At 55.8% G+C, this 19,710-nt stretch carries 13 protein-coding genes; 7 read left to right on the top strand and 6 right to left on the bottom strand.

Annotated features, from left to right (window positions below; translation table 11 throughout):
- Nucleotides 1-48 precede the first annotated feature (48 nt).
- The 4 genes from DDZ13_RS01270 (at nt 49) to DDZ13_RS01255 (ending at nt 5,809) form a co-directional block, all read left to right on the top strand.
- Nucleotides 49-2,220, top strand: coding sequence for an HAD-IIB family hydrolase (locus DDZ13_RS01270; protein WP_110129610.1), 2,172 nt, complete (start codon nt 49-51; stop codon nt 2,218-2,220).
- Complete coding sequence (locus DDZ13_RS01265; RefSeq protein WP_110129609.1) at nt 2,213-4,171, top strand: alpha-amylase family glycosyl hydrolase; 1,959 nt, start codon at nt 2,213-2,215, stop codon at nt 4,169-4,171. The genes DDZ13_RS01270 and DDZ13_RS01265 overlap by 8 nt, the downstream gene beginning before the upstream one ends.
- A gap of 47 nt (nt 4,172-4,218) precedes the next feature.
- Nucleotides 4,219-4,611: a hypothetical protein gene (locus DDZ13_RS01260; protein WP_110129608.1), complete on the top strand. Its 393-nt coding sequence runs from the start codon at nt 4,219-4,221 to the stop codon at nt 4,609-4,611.
- A 94-nt stretch (nt 4,612-4,705) separates the two neighbouring features.
- A complete protein-coding gene (locus tag DDZ13_RS01255) occupies nt 4,706-5,809 on the top strand; it encodes a transporter (protein WP_110129607.1) in 1,104 nt (367 codons plus the stop codon).
- Nucleotides 5,810-5,870: 61 nt separating this feature from the next.
- Here DDZ13_RS01255 and DDZ13_RS01250 read toward each other — a convergent pair whose 3' ends face one another.
- Genes DDZ13_RS01250 through DDZ13_RS01235 form a run of 4 tightly spaced genes read right to left on the bottom strand, consistent with a single transcriptional unit; the run spans nt 5,871 to nt 12,860 of the window.
- Nucleotides 5,871-8,414, bottom strand: coding sequence for an O-antigen ligase family protein (locus tag DDZ13_RS01250; protein WP_110129606.1), 2,544 nt, complete (start codon nt 8,412-8,414; stop codon nt 5,871-5,873).
- A gap of 25 nt (nt 8,415-8,439) precedes the next feature.
- Nucleotides 8,440-10,611 carry a GumC family protein gene (locus DDZ13_RS01245; protein ID WP_110129605.1) on the bottom strand — a complete coding sequence of 724 codons (2,172 nt, stop codon included), beginning with the start codon at nt 10,609-10,611 and terminating at the stop codon, nt 8,440-8,442.
- A gap of 33 nt (nt 10,612-10,644) precedes the next feature.
- Complete coding sequence (locus DDZ13_RS01240) at nt 10,645-11,571, bottom strand: polysaccharide biosynthesis/export family protein (protein WP_110129604.1); 927 nt, start codon at nt 11,569-11,571, stop codon at nt 10,645-10,647.
- 17 nt (nt 11,572-11,588) lie between these two features.
- Nucleotides 11,589-12,860, bottom strand: coding sequence for a porin family protein (locus tag DDZ13_RS01235; protein ID WP_158279727.1), 1,272 nt, complete (start codon nt 12,858-12,860; stop codon nt 11,589-11,591).
- A 220-nt stretch (nt 12,861-13,080) separates the two neighbouring features.
- Here DDZ13_RS01235 and DDZ13_RS01230 point away from each other — a divergent pair, with 220 nt between their 5' ends.
- Nucleotides 13,081-14,481: a hypothetical protein gene (locus DDZ13_RS01230; RefSeq protein WP_110129602.1), complete on the top strand. Its 1,401-nt coding sequence runs from the start codon at nt 13,081-13,083 to the stop codon at nt 14,479-14,481.
- A gap of 86 nt (nt 14,482-14,567) precedes the next feature.
- Nucleotides 14,568-16,892 (top strand): SF1B family DNA helicase RecD2, encoded by a 2,325-nt coding sequence (gene recD2, locus DDZ13_RS01225; protein WP_110129601.1) that lies wholly within the window; start codon nt 14,568-14,570, stop codon nt 16,890-16,892.
- Here the strand turns inward: recD2 and DDZ13_RS01220 are convergent.
- Both DDZ13_RS01220 and DDZ13_RS15405 read right to left on the bottom strand, forming a co-directional pair.
- Entirely contained in the window at nt 16,868-18,511 is a 1,644-nt protein-coding gene (locus tag DDZ13_RS01220) for an AMP-binding protein (RefSeq protein ID WP_110129600.1), read from the bottom strand. The genes recD2 and DDZ13_RS01220 overlap by 25 nt on opposite strands.
- Before the next feature lie 252 nt (nt 18,512-18,763).
- On the bottom strand, nt 18,764-18,925 hold the full coding sequence (locus tag DDZ13_RS15405; protein ID WP_158279726.1) for a hypothetical protein: 162 nt from the start codon (nt 18,923-18,925) through the stop codon (nt 18,764-18,766).
- 87 nt (nt 18,926-19,012) lie between these two features.
- Here DDZ13_RS15405 and DDZ13_RS01215 point away from each other — a divergent pair, with 87 nt between their 5' ends.
- Nucleotides 19,013-19,648, top strand: a complete 636-nt coding sequence (locus DDZ13_RS01215; protein ID WP_110129599.1) for a metalloprotease — start codon at nt 19,013-19,015, stop codon at nt 19,646-19,648.
- Nucleotides 19,649-19,710: the final 62 nt, after the last annotated feature.

Below are 19,710 nucleotides of genomic sequence, written 5' to 3'. Positions count from 1 at the left end.
TGCAATTGAAGTCTTTTTCTCCCAGAAACAACCTAACCAAAAAATACAATGGCTAAAGATAACGGAATCCGTATCGCCCTCATCAGTCTTCATGGATTGATCCGTGGCAAAAATCTCGAACTCGGCCGCGACGAGGATACTGGAGGACAGACCCGTTATGTTCTGGAACTGGCCAAGGCACTTGGCGAGCGCGACGACATCCATCAGGTTGATTTAATTACACGGCAGGTCGTCGACGAGCGCGTGTCCGAAGACTACGCCGTGCTGGAAGAAGCACTTTCTGACAAAGTCTCCATTATACGGATCCCGTTCGGTCCCAAGCGTTATCTGAGCAAGACAAAACTCTGGCCCTACATGGAGGTTTTTGTCGACCAGTGCCTGAATCATTTTCGCCGAACCGACACGGTGCCGGATGTGATTCACGGGCATTACGCGGATGCCGGCTACGGGGGCGGCCAGCTTGCCAGACTCCTGGGGGTGCCGTTTGTCTTTACGGGGCATTCGCTGGGCCGGATCAAACGGGAGCGGCTGATCGAGTCCGGCGTCAGCGAAGATAAGATTGAGTCCAACTATAACATCTCGGCGCGAATCGAGGGCGAGGAGTTTGCTCTCGAAAGCTGCTCCTTAATCTGCACCAGCACCCACCAGGAAGTACGTGAGCAATACGAACACTACGAACACTACGTCCCGGAGCGCATGGAAGTGATTCCGCCGGGGGTCGACCTCAGTTCGTTCCACACACCGAGAAAGGGCGATAAAGAGACCGACCTGGAAGTCTCGATCAAGAGCTTTTTGCACGAACCCGAGAAGCCGATGATCGCAGCCATGGCGCGACCGGACGAACGCAAGAATTTGGAGATGCTGGTACGCGCCTACGGCGAGTCGCCACGCCTGCAGCGTGAGGCCAACCTCGTCCTGATCATGGGGAGCCGGGACGACTTGCGGGACATGCCTCCGGGGCAGCGCAACGTCCTGCAGAACGTACTGACCCTGATCGACGTCTACGACCTCTACGGCAAGGTCGCTTATCCCAAGCGGCACAAATCCGAGGATGTGCCAGCGCTCTACCGGGCCGTGACCCGCTCGCGCGGGGTCTTTATCAACGCGGCCATGACCGAGCCATTCGGCCTGACCCTGCTGGAAGCGGCCGCCAGCGGCGCCCCCATCGTCGCGACCAACGACGGCGGCCCCAGCGATATCATTGCCAACTGTAAGAACGGCATGCTGGTCGATCCCTTCGATCCGAAAGCCATCGAAAAGGCGCTCCTCCATACCCTGATCGAACCGGGTCAGTGGGAAGAGTGGTCGGAGGCCGGTGTGGAAAACGTGCACAAGCACTACTCCTGGGAACGGCACTGTGATCGCTACATGCGGGATGTTGAGGAGATTCTCAAACAATCCGAGCCTCCAGTAGGCTTGCCCTCCAAGCGGACGCCGCGCCGACTGAAGAATATCGACCGCCTCATCATCGCCGATATCGACAACACCCTGACGGGTAACGACGACGCCATGCACGAGTTCTTCCAACTCATCACCGATGCGGAAGACAATATCGGCTTCGGCATCGCGACCGGCCGCCGCTTCGACGATGTCATGCAGTTGATGAAGGACTACGGCATGCCTCAACCGGAGGTGCTCATCTGCGCGGTTGGCACGGAAATTTATTACGGTAAGAACTTCACCCTGGACCGCCGCTGGCAGAAGCACATCGACTTCCGCTGGGAACCGGATCGTGTGCATGAGGTGCTCGATTTGATCGAGGGGCTTTACCCGCAGGAGGAGCACGAACAATCGGAGTACAAGATCAGCTACCGGGCCGACTTCAGTGTCGCGCCGAAGCTGCCCGCCATCAAGCGCCACCTCCGCGAGGCGGGACTGCGCGTCAAAGTGATCGTCTCGCTCGGGATGTTTCTTGATATCATCCCTTCCCGTGCAGGAAGTGGCTTGAGCATCCGTCAGATGGCCTACAAGTGGGGCTTCCCGCTGGAGAACATTCTCGTCGCGGGCGACTCCGGCAACGACGAGGGCATGCTCGCGGGCAACACGCTGGGGGTCGTTGTCGGCAACTACAGTGAAGAACTGGAAAAGTTGCGTCGCTACCCACGTGTTTACTTTGCCGAAGCCGGCCATGCGGCGGGCATCATCGAGGGAGTTCGCTACTACAACTTTCTCGACAAGATCACCATCCCGAACGACAAGCCGCCCGCCACCGATGCCTGAGATCGATTTCGCCTACGAGGCGGAACGGTCACTCAGGCGCATCCGCCCGAAAATACTCGACCGGATTGAGCGCTCCGAGAGCAGCCGTTTCAGCTTTGAAGAACGCGTCGAAGTCATCGACGCGCGGCTGGCCGAACACTGGGAGCGGCTCTTCATGCTCCTGCACCAGCTCTATGGCAATCATTACGATTTCTTTTTCTATCTGGAGAACATTCTCCTAACCGCCATCGACTGTTGGTTGAATCGCCCGGACGATCTATACGACCTCGATATCCGTCGTGAAAACGACCCCGGCTGGTATCTCTCCAACAACATGGCAGGCGGTTCGCTTTACGTCGACCTGTTCAGTGGTGACCTACCCAGGCTCCGGGAGAAGATCCCCTACTTTCAGGAATTGGGGCTCAGCTATGTGCATCTGATGCCACTGTATGCTTCCCGGGCCGGTAACAGCGATGGTGGTTACGCCATCAGTGACTATCGTGCGGTCGATCCGAAGCTGGGCACGCTGGAGGATTTACAACTCCTCGCTGCCGATTTTCGGGCGGCGGGTATTTCCCTGGTCCTCGACTTCGTATTCAACCATACGTCCGATGATCACGAGTGGGCCATACAAGCACGTGAAGGGGACCGGGAACACCTCGATTACTATCACACCTACCCGGACCGAACGATCCCCGATCAATACGAGCAGCATCTGCGTGAGATCTTTCCCACCGTGCGACGGGGCAACTTCACCTGGCACGAAGAATTGCAGCGCTGGGTCTGGACCACCTTCAACAGCTTCCAGTGGGACCTGAAATATGCCAATCCCGAGGTGTTCCGAGCCATGTCCGCCGAAATGCTCTTCCTGGCCAACACCGGCGTCGAAATTCTCCGGCTCGATGCGGTCGCTTTCATCTGGAAGCAAATGGGCACCAACTGCGAAAACCTCCCGCAGGCCCACACCCTGATCCAGGCCTTCAACAGCGTCTGCCGGATCGCGGCGCCGGGGCTTGCCTTCAAGTCAGAAGCGATCGTCCACCCCGACGAGGTGGCCAAATACATCCACCGCCAGGAATGCCAGATCTCCTACAACCCGACACTCATGGCCCTCCTCTGGGAAAGTATCGCCACTCGCCAGACCAAGCTTTTGAAGCAGTCACTCAGCCACCGCCACCAATTACCGCGCGGCACCTCATGGGTCAACTACCTGCGCGGGCACGACGACATCGGCTGGTCCTTTGACAATGGCGATGCTTGGGCCGTCGGGATCAATCCGGACGGCCACCGGAAATTCCTGAACGACTTTTACACCGGCGCATTTGAAGGCTCCTTTGCCCGGGGCGTGCCCTTCCAGCACAATACCGATACCGGGGACATGCGCGTCTCCGGGACCATGGCCTCTCTGGCCGGACTGGAGGAAGCCGCCGAGCAAGACGACAAAGAGCTGCGCGAAATGGCGCTGCGCAGAATTCGGATGCTGCAGGGCGTACTCGCCAGCATCGGCGGAATCCCTCTGATTTTCCTCGGCGAGGAATGGGGCCTGCTGAATGACTACGATTATTTGGAGGACCCGGAGAAGGCCGAAGATAGCCGCTGGGTGCACCGCCCGGCCATGGACTGGAACATCCCCAAAAAGCATCGCGGTAAAAAATCGACTCCCGGACGCCTTTTTCGTTCGCTTAAAGAGATTCTGGAAATGCGTAAAGCCCTCCCGGCATTGGTCGGCAACCAGTTTCAACTCCTGCCCGTCGATGATGAGCATGTGCTCGCTTACCTGCGCTGGCACGATGCGAGTAATCTGATTGTCATTGCCAACTTTTCGGAAAAGCCGAGATCAGTTGACCTGAGTTTTCTCAGGCAGGAAGGGATCGCCCACTTCCTGAAAGACGTCTTCTCCCAGCAGACGGTCTCGACGAAGAACGAATGTTCATTGGGCCCCTACGAACTGCTTTGGCTCGAGGAAGACTAAGACCGCTTTGGCTTGTCTTCTTCCGTGGACCCAGTAGCTCCACTGCATTGCTTAATTGTTTTGCAAAATCCCTCCTGTTTGCCGTCTGCCTCTGGCTGGCGGTCGGCCCGCTTGCGCTTCTGCAGCTCGGGGCTTGGACATGGATGGTGGCCAGTTATGCCCAGGACGGGTCTTTGGAGAAAGCCATCGAGGAGACTTTCAGCGACCAACGGCCTTGTCATATGTGCCGCCTGATCGATGCCGTCGAAGAAGAAAAAGATAGCGGTTCAACGCCCATACGCAGCAAAACCGACCAGAGCCTGAAACTGATGCTCGGACTTTCACGGGAGATTTGCGTACCCGAACCTCGTAGTGGTATATTGGATACAATTATCGAGTCCGGGCGATACGACTCCTTCAACGAACCCGTGCCGACACCCCCGCCACGAAGCCGGGCCTAGTCGGCCCCAGTCCGCCTCCGTGAGGCGGTGTCTTTAAACTTCCCATTTATCGCGCCGCCCGCGGTCGGTTGCTGCGCGTGTACACACGACAACTATGAAATTTAAAATCGCCTTATTATCTTTTATCACTGCCGCCTGCATGGCGGAAACACCGGCGCCACTCTTCCCGTGCTGCGCCGCCGACCTCAACAGTATCAGCCGTCCCGACGGGCACGCCCCCATTTCCGTAATGGGTGACCATACTCACGCCAAAGGAGGTTGGATGCTCTCCTACCGCTACATGCATATGGATATGGACGGCATGCGCAACGGCTCCACTCGGGCCTCGTCCACAGACGTCTTCGCTGCTGACGATGGCTACACCGTAACGCCCACGGAAATGTCGATGGACATGCATATGTTTGGACTGATGTACGCGCCCACGGAACAGTTAACCGTTATGCTGATGGCGAACTACCTCGAAACCGTGATGCACCATCGTATCAACCCGGCGGCCCCCGGGATGCTGTTAAACGTCGTCGGCGGTGATGACTTCACCACCGAGAGCTCTGGCTGGGGCGACATCAAGCTGAGCGCGCTTTATCGCTTTTACCTGGAAGGCAACCGCAAGGCTCATTTCGGCCTTGGCGTAAGCCTGCCCACGGGATCTATCGACGAAAAAGACAACACCCCTAGGCCCGGCATGCCGCCGACATTCAATTCGAACCAACTCCCCGCCTCGATGCAGCTCGGCTCCGGCACTTACGACCTGCTGCCTTCGCTCACTTACGTCCAGCAGTTTGAGGACTGGTCCTGGGGCGCGCAGGCCAACGGCACGCTTCGTCTTGAGAGTGAAAACGACAACGACTACCGCTCGGGCCATGTCTTCGAACTCCTCGGCTGGACCGGTTACAACCTCACGGACTGGCTGGCCGTAAACTCAGGGCTTAGCTACAAATACACCGGTAAGCTGAACGGAAGCCAGGACGACATCGGGCTCGTGGGGCCGAACGGTCGATCCGTGACCACCGCCTTTAAGGACAACTACGGCGGCGAACGTGTCGATGTGACCTTCGGCTTTAACCTACTGGGCCCCTCGGGCCGGATCAAAGGGCACCGGGTCTCGGCCGACTTGCGCCTTCCCTTATGGCAGGAGTTGAACGGTCACCAGCTCGAGACCGACTCGATCATCACCATAGGTTGGCAGAAGTCTTTTTAGGAGTACTTGATAAACTGGCCGTTGGCTTGGGGCGTTCGATACACCCGGGTCAACGGCTCCATCACTCATCCTCGTCCCAGAGCTTCTTGAGGTAACGCTCATAGGCGTACCAGGTCTCAATATAATCTTCCAGATGGAAGTAGCTCTCGGCATGCCAATAAAGCACATATAATGGTACCTCTCTTTGGGCGGAAATCATTGTCTGGGCCACCTCTCTAACCTTCTGAAAATTACCTTCAGCGATATACACGTGAAGCAAGGCCGTCCCCTTCATCACATCACCCGGAACGACGGAAAACTCCCGTTTCAGGCGCTCAAGGGGAACGCCTTTTACTTTAACTTCAGGTAACTCGGGCGGATTGAGTGCTCCGCGGATGTACTGCACGGCAGATTCGAATTTTGCCTGCTCTTTGTGCAGCAATGACCAAAGCCACCACGATTGGTTCAAGCCCGATGCATTTTCCTGGAGGAATTCCTTCGCCGCTTCACGATCACCCCGTCGTATCCAGTTTTTAAGAATCGAGGTGCGTTGTTCCCTCGTATACAGTGATAGACGTGGATCATTTTTCAAATCACGCGCCAGTTCTTGCATCAGGAAGTCCCCGGACTGGAAGTTGAGAAAATAAACCCGAAACTCAGGATACAGGTCCGACAATCGGGCCAACCCGTCCAGAAGCTTCTGATTCCGTTCGGCTGTATTTAAAATACGCCGGAAGACGGAATCCCTGTTTTCAAATTCCCGGGAAAAGAGTTCACGCCAGGCCGCAATCGTTCGCTCTGGGTCGTAGTCAAGCCAGGCATAGCCTTCCTCCAGCGCGACCACTCCAATATTTGGTTCGACAAATCGGGCGCGCCGAAAATCAGCAGCGGCACGCGCACGCGCACCGGATTCGGAGAGAGTCAGTGTGGCACGCTGAAAATATGCACGCCAATCGAGTGGGCGTTGCCCGATCCACTTATCGACATGGTCCAACCCGTTTGTGTAGTCGCCCAGTTCGATGCTTTCCTCTATTCTGGATTCCTTGCGCTCCACCGCGATTGAAGAATGCAATGGAAGCCCGGTGACGCCTCCCAGTCCCCACATCAACCCGACGAGGACGAGGAAAGCACCGCAGGCACGCCAGAACAGGGGGCGATAAGCCCGCAGCTGGGCTTTGTCATGCGGCAATGCCAGGGCGGCGATTAGAATCGCAAAATAAACGGTGCCGGGGCGGTGCCCGGAAACATCGACAAAAGAGTGGAGCAAGAAAACGAATAGTGCAGCCATCGCAACAATTCGGTAGCCACCACTCGGCCCGTGGCTCAGCCCTCGGCATCGAATCAGGTAAGCGACAAGGAAACCGAGAAAAAGAGCCGAACCAAGAAGCCCCGTTTCCGCGGTCAGCCAAAGCACATCACTCTCCGGATGCACCGCACGCTGATGGTTCGCGGAGAGCTCCCGGTACTGGGGGAATACTGCCGGGAAGCTCCCGAGCCCATGCCCGGCTAGCGGGGCACTCTTAATCATGGCCCAGGTATCTTTAGCCATCAGTACCCGGAACTCTTCAGACCAGCCTTCCGCAGATGCAGCGAAATCGACAATCCGCTCCGTGGTCCGGGAGTTGCTCACAATAAACACACTGAACGCCAACAGGAAAAGAGGGAAGCCGAGCTTGATTCCCCTGGGGATGCGCCCACAGGCCAGTTGCAGCACGTACCCAAGTACTATCCCGGTAAAAAAGAGCAGGACACCCGCACGTGAGATGCCCCATACAAGCGCAAGGAAACAAAGTCCCGAAACAATAACACCCAGAATCGGCGTTAACCTCCGGGAGCGTAAGGCGCACATGGCATAACCGAACGCCACCACACCGCCGACCGCTAGAAAATTGGCTGTCTGGTTACGGTTCGGGAAAAAGCTGAAAACGGTGGAGTCCTCTGCACTGGGATATTTTGCCCCGGACATGTTGCCCCATAGCACGACGAGTGACAGCAAGCCCAACACCAGAGAGAGCACGAGATAAAAGGACCGCCTGCCCTGATGATTGATCTTCCATGAACTCGCTGCATAAAACCAGGCAAACCCTGCCAGAGCAGAGACCCATGCTTCAAAGCTACCCCACGGTTGAACGGATAGACTTGCGGGAAGTTCGATCTGGAAAATATCCCGGGCAGCACTTCGCCACTCAGCCTCCGGCCAGTAGAACGAAGGGACAAAAGCCAACAGCAGAAAGGCGAGAAATGCAATCGCCGCACGGTCCAGCCATAGCCCCGGGCTCTGCTGGGGCGGATGAGCTAACAGCGCTACCCCCGGCAAAAGAAGCGAAAGCGCCAGGGCATAAACGTTGTGCCCGCCTCCAAGCAAAATCAGTAACGTCACACCGGCCAGACCCAACAGGTACCCAAGCCAAACCGGAGGTGGTTCTTTCTTTACCTCGACCGTTATTGGTGCGCTCGACGGTTGAATCGATGCGAATGAGGAAGTGGGCGCGACATCTTTGCGGCTGTGCCTTTTGGCGTATTCACCGGATATGTTTGCCTGGCCCTTCCGGCCACCGGGCGAATGTGAGCGGTGACGCTTTTGTTTACTGCGGCGCCTTTTCTTTTTCCAGGGATCTCCTTCCATGGTCAGTCTTAAGTCCAAGTCCGGGTTAGACCCCTCCCACAGATTTTACGCTGTCTTCCGGCTTCTGAGTACTCGTGTAATATTCCGAGTAACGATAGTAGTAATAACCGGGCTGCGCGGTATCGACATAATTCAGAATGATGCCGTCCACATTCGTGCTGCGCTCCTTCAGGCGCGCAATAGCCGGCTTGATTTGTCGCAGATGCGTGTACGAACAGCGAACGGTAAACAGGACCGCATCCACGAAGGGCGCAAAGCTAGTCGTGTCGTCTGTCGCGAGAATCGGGGCCGTATCAAATACAATGAAATCGTAGTGCTCCCTCGCATGTTTGATAAACTGCTCCATTGAGTCGCTCATTAACAATTCGGCCGGGTGGTCAGGGTGCCCGCCAATCGAGACAAAATCCAGATTGTCATAGGTGCTGCGCTGAATCACCTCTTCCATCTCTTTGCGGCCTTCGAGAACGTCCGTCAGCCCACCATCAAAATCCAAATTCATGAGCTTGTGCAGGCGGCCTCTCCGCAAATCCGCATCGACCAAAAGCACTTTGGAGTGGGAGAACGAAAGGGCCACCGCGAGATTTGCCGAAACCGTGGATTTTCCTTCAGAAGGCACCGCACTGGTCACGGCAAAAACTGACGGCTTCCATGACTCGTCCCCCATAAAGAAAACAGAGGTGCGCAAATTCCGGCATGCCTCCGCAAAGATATAGCGCTCATCGCTTTTCCGAAGAAGAACCATGGTATGATCCCCATCATGGTTTTTTTCGAAAGGAATCGCACCCAGGAGGGGCTCATCAAAATGATTCGTAATATCTGCGGCGGAAAAAATCCGGTTGTCCAGAAAAGAGATCAGGGCGAGTACGCCGATCGCCAGGACGATGCCATATGCCGCCCCCTCGGCGAGGCGGATGACGGTCCCCTGCCCGGCCGGATAGGCCGGGCTGGCGTCTTCCAGGACACTCACGGTCTCCTGGCTCAGGCTCTGGCCTGTGTCGATGGCACGAAGCGCTTCCTGGTTGCGTTCGTAGGCGGCCTTGGAACGTTCGAGGCGGGACTGCAGACGCTCAAATTCGGCAATCAGTCGTCCGTTCTCCAGTGCACTCTGCTCCCAAATCGCGATTTCATCATTCAGGTTGTCGATGCGGCGCTCGATCACGAGCTTGCGCTCTCCGATTCGCTCAAAGGCTTGTCTCCGCAGGATTTCCAGTTGGTTGGAAGTGCGCTCGATTTGATCCTTGAGGCCGATAATTTTCGGATGCTTGGGCTTAAGGTAAATTTCAAACTCCTCCAAATCAGCCTTCAGTTGATCGAGTTGATTTTTCGCTTCGGTGTATTTTTCGTTATCTTCCTTGGAGCCGATTGCGGAAACAATGGTCCCGTCCGAGGAGCCGTCGTCCGGCGTGGGAACATCCTTCAAGATAAGTTCCTCAACTTCACTACTGTCCGAGATCGATGATAGCGTCCGTGACTCCGTCTTCAATTCGGCGAGTCGCCGTTTAAGATCAGCAAGATAGGTGCCGGCTGCAGACCCCTGCTCCTGTATGAACACTATATTATTTTTGCGTTGGAAATCGACGATGGCATCTTCGTTTTGATTAATCTCGTCCTCGAGTGACTTGATTTTTGCAGCGATCGCGTCGTAGGTCTTTTCAGAGGTCTTGGCCCGCATTTCACTCCGCCGGTTGATGTATTCCGCCATGACCGCATCGAGGAATTCCTGCGAAAACTTTCGGTCCGGGGTGATGGCAGAGAGTGCGAAAATTGAGGTGTCATCCTTCACCTCGGCTGCAATTTTGAGACTACGCAGCCCCTCATTGAGAAACTCTTCTTTTTGCTCCAGACTCTCGTAGACTTCGGGTTCTGTCAGTTTCACCCGCTCGATCGCCCGGGATTTCACCTGGCTGCTTTCCATCAGCTCAATTTGTGTGCCGAAGAAATTGGCACGCTCCTCCGCATAAAGCTCATTCTCCGGGAGTGAGATCCGTCCGCTCAACATCATCTGGGCATTCGAGCGATAATTCGGCGCTTCTAAAAAGCTCTCGATGGCCTTGTAGGCGACACCCAACGACACCGCGACCGGCAAGACCCACCAGAAGCGCTTGAGCACGATCTTCGTCCGGTAAATGCTTTTATGCAGTATTTCCGCATAATCCACCTTCCCTGCCTGGTTGTCGTCATTGAATAGGTCACTCATTTATTCTACATAGATTAGGGGCCGATCCAAAAACTAACCAGTAAAACTAATCATCTTCTCATCAACAATTACCATATCGCCCGGCTTGATGACAGGATCTTTGGCACGGTCGCCGCCTTCAAGTATCTTTCCCACATCAATCTCACGCTCCACTTTTTCACCACTCTCGTCTTTGGAAACCAGGCGCACCTTGTTCTTGCGGGCAAAACGGGTAAAGCCTTTCGCCATCAATATCACCTGGCTCAAGGTAAAATTACTCCCGCGAATGGAATAAAGCCCGGGGGCATTGACCGCACCAAGGACATAGACCTGGTTCTTTGACTGATCGGTACGGGGCACGATGACTGAATCCCCGGGTTTGAGGATCGGATCCTGCGAGAGGTCGCCGCTTTCCAGCATGGCACCTAGATCTATTTCCAGGCGCGCCTGCTGCTCCCCTTGGCCGACCACGCTGACCTTCGAACGGTCTGCCTCGGCAGAAAAGCCGCCACTTTGCATGATCGCTTGGCTGAGAGTCAGCGGCGAATCCACGGGGATGATTTGTTCTCCCTGACGCCTTACTTCACCGATGACAGAAATACGCCCCCGGTTGCGGTCTTCCTCCCGCTGACTGATCACCACGGTGGCGCGGTGAAAAAATTCCTTCTCCAATTCTTTTTTTATTTCAAACGCCAGTTGTTTGCTCGTTTTGCCCTGCGCCTCCACACGACCAATGAGCGGGACACGGAGATCGCCGTTACCATTGACCACCAAAAGCATTGGCTCGTCCTCCCGTTCTTCCAGGACTTCGTAAACAACGCGATCGCCGGATTTCAACTCCCAGTCATCATCCAGCAGCGACATGTAATCCGGGTCTGTGTCGGCAGGTACAGTTTGAGTCCCGTTATCCGCCATCAGGGCAGTGCACATCCCCAAAGCCAGGAGAACGGGCACACAAACTTTCCGTAGGTAGACAAACATCGTTTCAGAGCATTTAATTAAAAGTCGTATTTTAAGAAAATGCGAAACTGATTTTGTTCATAACTTTGAAATGCGGCATCGGACTCTTTATCGATGTAACGATAGCCTATATCTGCAGTTAATTGCGGCCCCAATAAGACCTCGGTCGACAAACCCCATATCCAGCGGTCAAAGTCGTCATTGATCAGGCCACCTGAACTTTCGCTCTCTTCATACCCAACTGCCCCATCCAGGCGGATTCTGGGCATGATGTTATAGGCGAAGGAGTAGCGGATGCCGTCGAGTACGTTACTGTTGGCTGTGTTACTGACAGAGATGGCGCGATACCATTCGACTTGGTGGTTAAACACTTCGTTGGCGACGTGGCTCAGGCGCACCATCCAAGTGTAATCCTCGAGTTCGGAGTCGTCGCCAAAAACAGTGCCGTCTGTTAGGGCACCCGTTTCAAAATCATAGTCGTTGTACGCGACACCAGCGTAGAGACCGATGAATTCCGTAATTTTCCAATCGATCCACGGGCCGAAGGTAAACGTATCCGCGTCGTTGTTGACCGCCAGGTCAAAGTCGATCGTGGAGTAAGAAATACCCAGGCCGGTAGTGAAGTTAGCGGCCAGCGCGCGCTCGACGTTCAATGCCGCCTTGTGTTCGTAGCGGTTCACGTATTCGAAAATATCCTCCGGACTGTAAATATCCTCCCGGCTGAGCTGGGCGCTGAAGATCGTTTCGCCGATAAACCATTCGGTTTGAATCCCTAAAACGTTCCGGAAACGGGTAAACGCTTCGGGATCGCTATCGATAACGTTACCGGTGACCGGATCCACCACGACAGAGTCGGCTGAATCGAAGGAATATTGGATGCGGTCGTAAATCCGAAAGGTGATATCTTTAATCAACACCCGGAAGGAAAGCTCCGTATTGGGAGTGAGCCCGATCTGGTTGCTGAAGTCATTCAGCTCACTCTCGCTGAGGTAATGCCAGTATTCCAAGCCAAGATTCGCATCCAGTTCATTGTATTCGTTGATCTGCCACTTCAGGCCAAAGGAAATGCCCGGCTGAAGGATCACATCCTCGATCGGCGCGACTTCGGACGTGTTGATATTATCGTTATACTCAATTCCAAAGGAGCCGACCATATCGACCAGCATGGGACCCAGCCGAAAGTTGTAATCCTCGCGCTCGACACGTTTATCCAGAAGGAAAGGCGCGAAATCGGGTGTTTTATCAACTTGTGCGGAGACTGAGAGCGTCGAGGCACACGCAGCCAAAACGGCGACTCTTATATACTGCATGGGCAGTTTCATAGAGATTTTGCGGATTGTTGTTCGTAGGTAGGATAGGTGAAGGCGAACCAAGTAGCCTAACGATTGCAATACTACTCCGAATAAGCCTATCGTAAAGCTTAATTTAACACCTCCCTACGTAAAATTACAGGATTGCAATCGCGTAGACAGATCGCTACCTTTAGGGTAAATAATCCGCATCCGCTGTGTAATTTAACCTCAAATTATTATGAGCACACTCACCCTCCTACCGCGAGGCTCGCTTCGGGCACTCGCAATCACCTGTGCCGCCATCTACTCACAAGGGGTGCTCCCGGCACAGTCGTCTGCCACCGTTGATCTTTATCGTATTCCCGAGCCCACCACCGAGGAGCTTGAACGAATCCCGAAGAACCTGGCCCGCTGGCACATGGGCGCCACGCTCATCCTGGTCAAAGACGATCAGTTTCAGCGGATACAGGTGCCCGATGTCGGTTACTTTGAAGAGTCCATCTTTCTCAGCGACAACTCCGCCCTAACCTATACGATCGAGAATGGTCGACACGACTACATCATTGATCTGGGCCAGTTCATGCGGGTTTCTCGTTTCTTCCTGAACAATCAAAGTGCCTCCGGTGATTTCCAGCTTTTCAAATCGGACACTCTGGAGGATGTCGAGAGTGATGCCTGGATCGCGCTGACCAAAGAGATCGACTTTAAATCGGGCGAACTCCCCTCCGTGACATTCCCGGAAGTCGAGACCCGGTTTATTATGGTGCGCTTTGATATCAGCAAATCCGGTACGATTGGTAATTTCGGCGCGACCGGACCTCTGAAGATTACCCAAGCCGAGTTCACCCTTGGAAAGGGTGAAAGCGAAGAGGAGCTCATACAGGCGCAATCCCCGATCATTGATTATGATTTTGCGTCGGCCTACACGGGTACCCGCATCGCTTACGTGAGCGGAGGCCCGATCGACAAGATCCTGAACCTTCTGGATGAGGACCCCACGACAACCTATGAATTCCCGTCCAACGAGGAGTGCATCATCATTGTGGATATGAAGAAGGAAACTCAGGTTCGCACCTTTGCGGCCCAGTACAGTACGCAGACCAGCGGTCTGGTTCAAGTTTACTTCCTGGATCAACTCCCGAGCTACTTCGAGGACAGCCAGGGTGCCACCGGGGTCGCCACCTACGAGGATGATCAGGGTATGCTACAGCGCGCCGAACTCGCGGCCACCGGCGGGGCTTACACACCTTACCTCGCGGCTCAAAGCAGCCATGAAGTTGTCAGTGTCCCACTCGATTACTTCAAGGAAATCGAGGACTCCTACTCCGTCCGGGTGAGTGCGAATGAGGACCGTGCCCTGCAAATCTTCGATGACTTGGAGCGCCGGTATGCGATCTTCCGCTTCGTTCCTGAAGGTGCCGGCACCGAGTCTGTCATTCAGACCGCGCTGTACCGACCCGGCCAGCAGGACTTCCAAGTGCAGTCCGCCCAAGGGCGTCCGGGCATTACGTTCGGCCAAGTCGAAGTCGTAGGTAATGTCGAATTCGATGACATCATCTTCACGATGGAAACCGAGGACGGCGATCCCGGCGGTCCGCCTGAAGATCCTCCCGATGACCCACCGGTCATTTCCGAGTAATATTCGGTCTCTTTCCAAGCCCCTGCACTTTGCGGGGGCTTTTTCGTATCGACCTACGCACGGGCATATCTTGATTGGAGTAAAGCATGTCCGCTCCCCATCAGACAGACCAGAGCATCACCGGAGTCCTTGAAAGAATTATCTACTTCAACGAGGATTCGGCCTATTGCATTGCCGAGCTCCGCACGCCCGAGGGGAAAACGCCGGTCACGATCCTGGGGCAGCTACCCGGGGTGCAGTGTGGGGAAACCCTTCGGCTGAACGGTGAATGGACGCGACATCCACAACACGGAGACCAGTTCAAATTTGCCCGCTTTAAATCCCAGCTCCCGGCATCCGTGCACGGGATCCGCAAATACCTCGGCAGCGGTCTGATTCATGGCATCGGCAAGTCCTATGCGAAGAAGATCGTCGACTACTTCGGAGCGGATACCCTGCGCGTGATCAGCGAAGATTCGGGGCGCCTGCACGAAGTCCCGGGCATCGGCAAGCAGCGGGCCAAATCAATCAAACTGGCCTGGGATGAGCAGCGCGCGGTCCGGGACGTGATGATGTTCTTGCAGACCTATGGCGTCACGCCGGCCCAATGCGTCCGCCTCGTGAAAAAATACGGCAACGGCGCCAAACGCATTCTCCAGGACGAGCCCTACCGGCTGGCCGAGGACATCGAACGCATCGGCTTCAAAACCGCGGATAAAATCGCACTCAACCTGGGCTTCCCCACCAATTCGAAAGAACGCATCGAGGCGGGCATTCTCCACACCATGCGGCAACTTGAAGACGATGGTCACACACTGGGCACCGCTGAAATGATTTTGGAGCAAGCCACACGCTTACTCAATCTTGAGCCGGGCCTTGTCCAGCAGTACATCACCGCGCTGAACCGGGCAGAAAGGCTCTTCAAGGTCAATGCCGTCGATAGTGCCGGACAAAGTCTTGGCCCCGGCTACCAGCTCCCCAAGACAGCTGGCGCAGAAAAACGAATCGCCGAAGCACTGGCACAGATCAGTCAGACCAAGTCGATCCTCCCTTCGATCAAGGTCGATGCCGCGATCGATTGGGCCGAGCAACGCACCGGTTTTGAGATGGCTAGCCTACAACGCACGGCCCTACAGAATACGCTTCGGTCAAAAGTGTCCGCCATCACCGGCGGCCCGGGGACAGGAAAGACCACGATCCTCCGTGCTGTCGTCGACATCCTGCGGGCCAAGAAAGTGCGCATTGCCCTCGCCTCTCCGACCGGGCGTGCCGCCCAGCGATTGGCCGAAGCATCCGGGGCGCCGGCCAGTACCATTCACCGGCTGCTCAAGTTTGACGCCGCCAGCCGAAGCTTTCTACACAATGCAGACGAGCCACTGCCCTGCGACTTTCTGATACTTGACGAAACGAGTATGCTCGATACCCGACTGGCAGCACACCTCTTCGATGCCGTTCCGAGCGGAGCGCACCTGCTTCTGGTGGGCGATGCCGATCAGCTCCCCTCCGTCGGGGCCGGCAACATACTGGGCGATCTGCTGACCGCACCTCCCGCAAAAGTGACGCGCCTGGATACCATCTATCGACAGGGCAAAGAAAGCGGTATCGTGACCACCGCCCACGCGATTCTCCACGGCGAGACGCATCCGGGCATGACCTTTCGCAGTCTTCGGGAGCTCGACCCGGAAAAGGACTTTACCTTCATCGAGGCGGAAGATCCGGAGCAATGCGTCCTTGCGATAAAATATCTCGCCCGTGAGTACATCCCCAAAACGCATGGCATCGATCCGATCAAGGACTTGCAAATCATGTCGCCCATGCACCGGGGCAAGGGCGGGATCACGCTCTTAAACGCCGAACTGCAAGAAGTACTCAACTCGAAAGACCAGGCCGAGTCACGCATGCGCTCCGATCCGGATTATGCCGCCGCCAGGCAAACCCACTTTCGGGAAAAGACCCGCAAGCCGCTGCCGGCGGAGCTCGAATACGGTAGCACCACCTTCCGAATCGGCGACAAGGTCATCCAAAACCGCAACAACTACGACAAGAATGTCTTCAACGGTGATACCGGCATCATCCGGGCCATCGCTCCGGATCGCTCCGGACTGACCGTTGATTTTGGCGAGACCCAAGTCGAATACACCAAAGGCGAAATGGCCAATGTCCACCTCGCCTATGCCATCTCCATCCACAAGAGCCAGGGCAGCGAGTATCCGGTCGTCGTCATCCCCCTGCTCAAACAACACTTTTTGCTCCTGCAACGAAATCTGGTTTACACCGGCATCACCCGGGCAAAGTCGAAGGTCTACCTCGTCGGCTCGCTCGACGCCTATGCCATGGCGATCAAGAACAACGAGCAACAAGTGCGCCGCACTCACTTGCAAGCGCGACTGAGGAAGGCCTGCGGCGATCAGGCCGATGCGGCCAGCTCCTGAATCCCCCGCAAGTCGAGCTTTCCGGTGGCCAGCGTCGGGACCGACTCCACCCGTTTCATCTCTTTTGGAATCCAGAGATTGCTGAAACCGGCGGAGGCGAGCTTCTCCCGCACGTCGCTCAGTTCGAGATCGATGGCGGCAATCAGCACCAGCGCCTCGCCTTTTGCCTCGTCCGGGCGGGCGCCCACCGCCAGCATCGGCGCTTCCGCGTCGAGCAAATCAAAGGCCTCGATCAAGGCCTGCTCGACCGTGCCGTGGGGCACCATCTCGCCACCAATCTTGGAAAACCGGGAAAGGCGCCCCTCAATGTAGAGAAAGCCGTCCGCATCAAAACGCGCGAGATCTCCGGTAATGAACCACTCGCCCTCTTTCACTTCAGCAGTGCGCTCGGGATCCTCCAAATAACCTTCAAATATGTTGGGCCCCTTCAAAGCAAGCAACCCGGTGACATCGCAAGAAGCAGCCACACGCGTATCCGGATTCAGGATACGCGCGGCCAGGCCGGGAAACAACCGCCCCACAGACCCGCGCCGGCTCCCCTCATCCGACTCTCCGGGATAGTCGACCCCTTGCGGCTTGTCCGGTAGATTGACCGAGACGACCGGCGAGGTTTCGGTCAGCCCGTAGCCTTCAAAGTAAATGCTGCCGAAGCGCTGCTCCCAGGCATCGGCAAATCCGTCCGGCGTCTTCTCGGCGCCCGCAATCACGTATTTGAGCGAAGCCAACTGCTCCGGCTCCACCCGTTTCAGGTAGGGCTTAAAAAATGTGGGCGTGCCGATCAAAATCGTCGCCGACTCCGCATGGATCGCCTCCGCAATTTTTTTCACTTCCAGCGGGGACGGCAAGGTCACGACCGGGCAGCCCCGGAGCAGCGGATACCAGAGCGTCACCGTAAAGCCGAAGCTGTGAAAAATCGGGAGGTTCGCGAGCACTTTCTCCGAGGTCGGCAGCAAGCCGGCCGTGTCAATCTGGGCGCAGTTACTCAGAATATTCCGATGCGTCAGCGCCACTCCCTTCGGCTCGCCGGAGCTGCCACTGGTGAAGAGCAAGCCAGCCTCGTCCCGGTCGCCCGTCGAAGGCACCTTCAAACATTTTGCCAGAAATTTGCCCGGCAGCACATAGATCGCCGCAAGGAGCGCCAAGGTCTTCGGCTTCGAAAGGGTTTTCATCTCCTCGACCAGATCGACGATCCCTTCGTCCGGCCAGGGGAAGCCGGTCATCTTCTTTTGTACACGCTGGGTGGTGAGCAGGCAGTCAATATCTGCCCTGCGAATGCAGGACTCGACACTGGCCGGGCCTAGTGTGAAGTTTAGGTTGACCGGAACCTTCCCCGCCAGAGTGACCGCCAGATTGGCAATGTAGCCACCCAGACCGGGGGGAAAGACGATCCCCACCCGTTTCTTGTCCGTCCATGTTTTGATACGCCTGGACAGGCCCCAGGCAAGCGCGAGCAGGAAGCCGCTTTTCATCGCACGCCGCTGCATGGTGCAATCGACAATCAGTTCCCGGCCGGGCTTACGGGCCAGCGCGACAAAACTCTCCCATGCCAGGTGACTTTTCAGTTCAGCACGCTGCTGGAACGATGCTTCGTCGATATCGATTTGCTGTGTGCGGCTCACAATAGAAAGACTGAGAAGGACTTCTTCCTTCGTAAAGCAAAACAGAACACCCCTAAGTCCTCTGAGTTTCCGCCCTAGGTAAAGGTACCGGCGGAGGACAAGCGTCAACCGGAAGGCTTCAGATGCGCCTCACCCGTAGCCGAAGCCCTTAGGCTTTGGGGACAAGCTGAGAGCTTTCGAAACGCTGCGGCCAAAGGCGAAGGCCTTCGGCTACAGGCGGGTCCCTGAAGAAAAACCTTTCGGACTTCGTTCCTATTTTCTGAAACTGATGAGTTCGTAACGGGGAGCGTTTTCAATCTCCCGTTTCAACTCCGGCAGTTGTTCCGCGAGCTTATTGCCGCGGCCCTCCAAGACCGGCCACTGCTCGATCACTTCGATCACCGGCAAGGCATCCTGGCTGGCCCCCTGCTTCATTTTCCGTGGTTTTGGGAAAAGAGACTTCCAATCAGATTTTATTTTCCGTGTTTGCGCTTTTATTCCCCAATACCGATGTTGCCCGCTATGATTCGCTTTTCCATTTTAGGCATCCCCGTCTGCGTGCAACCCTGGTTCTGGCTGACAATGGTCTTTATCGGGGGTGGCTTGCACGCTTCCAACTCGCTCGAGATCATGCTGGTGGCGGTCTTCGCCTTCGCCGGCTTTCTTTCCATCATGATTCATGAGCTGGGCCATGCGCTGATGATCCGCAAATACGGTCTGCCGACATCGATCACCTTGCAGGCCTTTGGCGGATTTGCCTCTTACCCCTCGGGTCAACTCGACCGCAAACAGTCCTTTCTCGTCACGGCAGCGGGTCCAGGCCTCCAATTCGCATTTGGCATCCTTCTAATTGGTCTAGCCGGTCTTATTCAAATTCCTGAAGGCTCACTCTTCCGCCCTTTTCTGCGTGATTTGATTTTGGTCAGTATATTCTGGTCGATTCTGAATTGCCTCCCGGTCTACCCAATGGACGGGGGCCAAATGCTGGCCGCGATACTGGGACCCCGGAAGCAACGTTACGTGCATTTGATCAGCGCGATTGTCGCAGTGGCCATCGGCGTGGCCGGATACTTCTATCTCGGTACCATTTTGCTCCCTATTTTCATGGCCCTTTTTGCCTGGCACAATTGGCAATCTTTCCAGGCGACACCACGCTGAGGAAAGTTTGATCCCACAAAAAAGCCCGGGCATATGCCCGGGCTTTCGATAAAAAATTCAGT

The sequence above is a fragment of the Coraliomargarita sinensis genome (genome assembly GCF_003185655.1).
Taxonomy (GTDB): Bacteria; Verrucomicrobiota; Verrucomicrobiia; order Opitutales; family Coraliomargaritaceae; genus Coraliomargarita_B; species Coraliomargarita_B sinensis.
Note: the sequence above shows the minus strand (reverse complement) of the source record. Positions and strands in the feature narration are given on the sequence as shown.

Bases quoted from the DNA above. Each gene is read 5' to 3' on its own strand.
- DDZ13_RS01250 (WP_110129606.1), bottom strand. From the start codon at position 8,414: ATGGAAGGAGATCCCTGGAAAAAGAAAAGGCGCCGCAGTAAACAAAAG.
- DDZ13_RS15405 (WP_158279726.1), bottom strand. From the start codon at position 18,925: ATGAAGCAGGGGGCCAGCCAGGATGCCTTGCCGGTGATCGAAGTGATC.
- DDZ13_RS01255 (WP_110129607.1), top strand. From the start codon at position 4,706: ATGAAATTTAAAATCGCCTTATTATCTTTTATCACTGCCGCCTGCATG.
- DDZ13_RS01265 (WP_110129609.1), top strand. From the start codon at position 2,213: ATGCCTGAGATCGATTTCGCCTACGAGGCGGAACGGTCACTCAGGCGC.
- DDZ13_RS01235 (WP_158279727.1), bottom strand. From the start codon at position 12,860: ATGCAGTATATAAGAGTCGCCGTTTTGGCTGCGTGTGCCTCGACGCTC.
- DDZ13_RS01230 (WP_110129602.1), top strand. From the start codon at position 13,081: ATGAGCACACTCACCCTCCTACCGCGAGGCTCGCTTCGGGCACTCGCA.
- recD2 (WP_110129601.1), top strand. From the start codon at position 14,568: ATGTCCGCTCCCCATCAGACAGACCAGAGCATCACCGGAGTCCTTGAA.
- DDZ13_RS01245 (WP_110129605.1), bottom strand. From the start codon at position 10,611: ATGAGTGACCTATTCAATGACGACAACCAGGCAGGGAAGGTGGATTAT.
- DDZ13_RS01215 (WP_110129599.1), top strand. From the start codon at position 19,013: ATGATTCGCTTTTCCATTTTAGGCATCCCCGTCTGCGTGCAACCCTGG.
- DDZ13_RS01270 (WP_110129610.1), top strand. From the start codon at position 49: ATGGCTAAAGATAACGGAATCCGTATCGCCCTCATCAGTCTTCATGGA.
- DDZ13_RS01240 (WP_110129604.1), bottom strand. From the start codon at position 11,571: ATGTTTGTCTACCTACGGAAAGTTTGTGTGCCCGTTCTCCTGGCTTTG.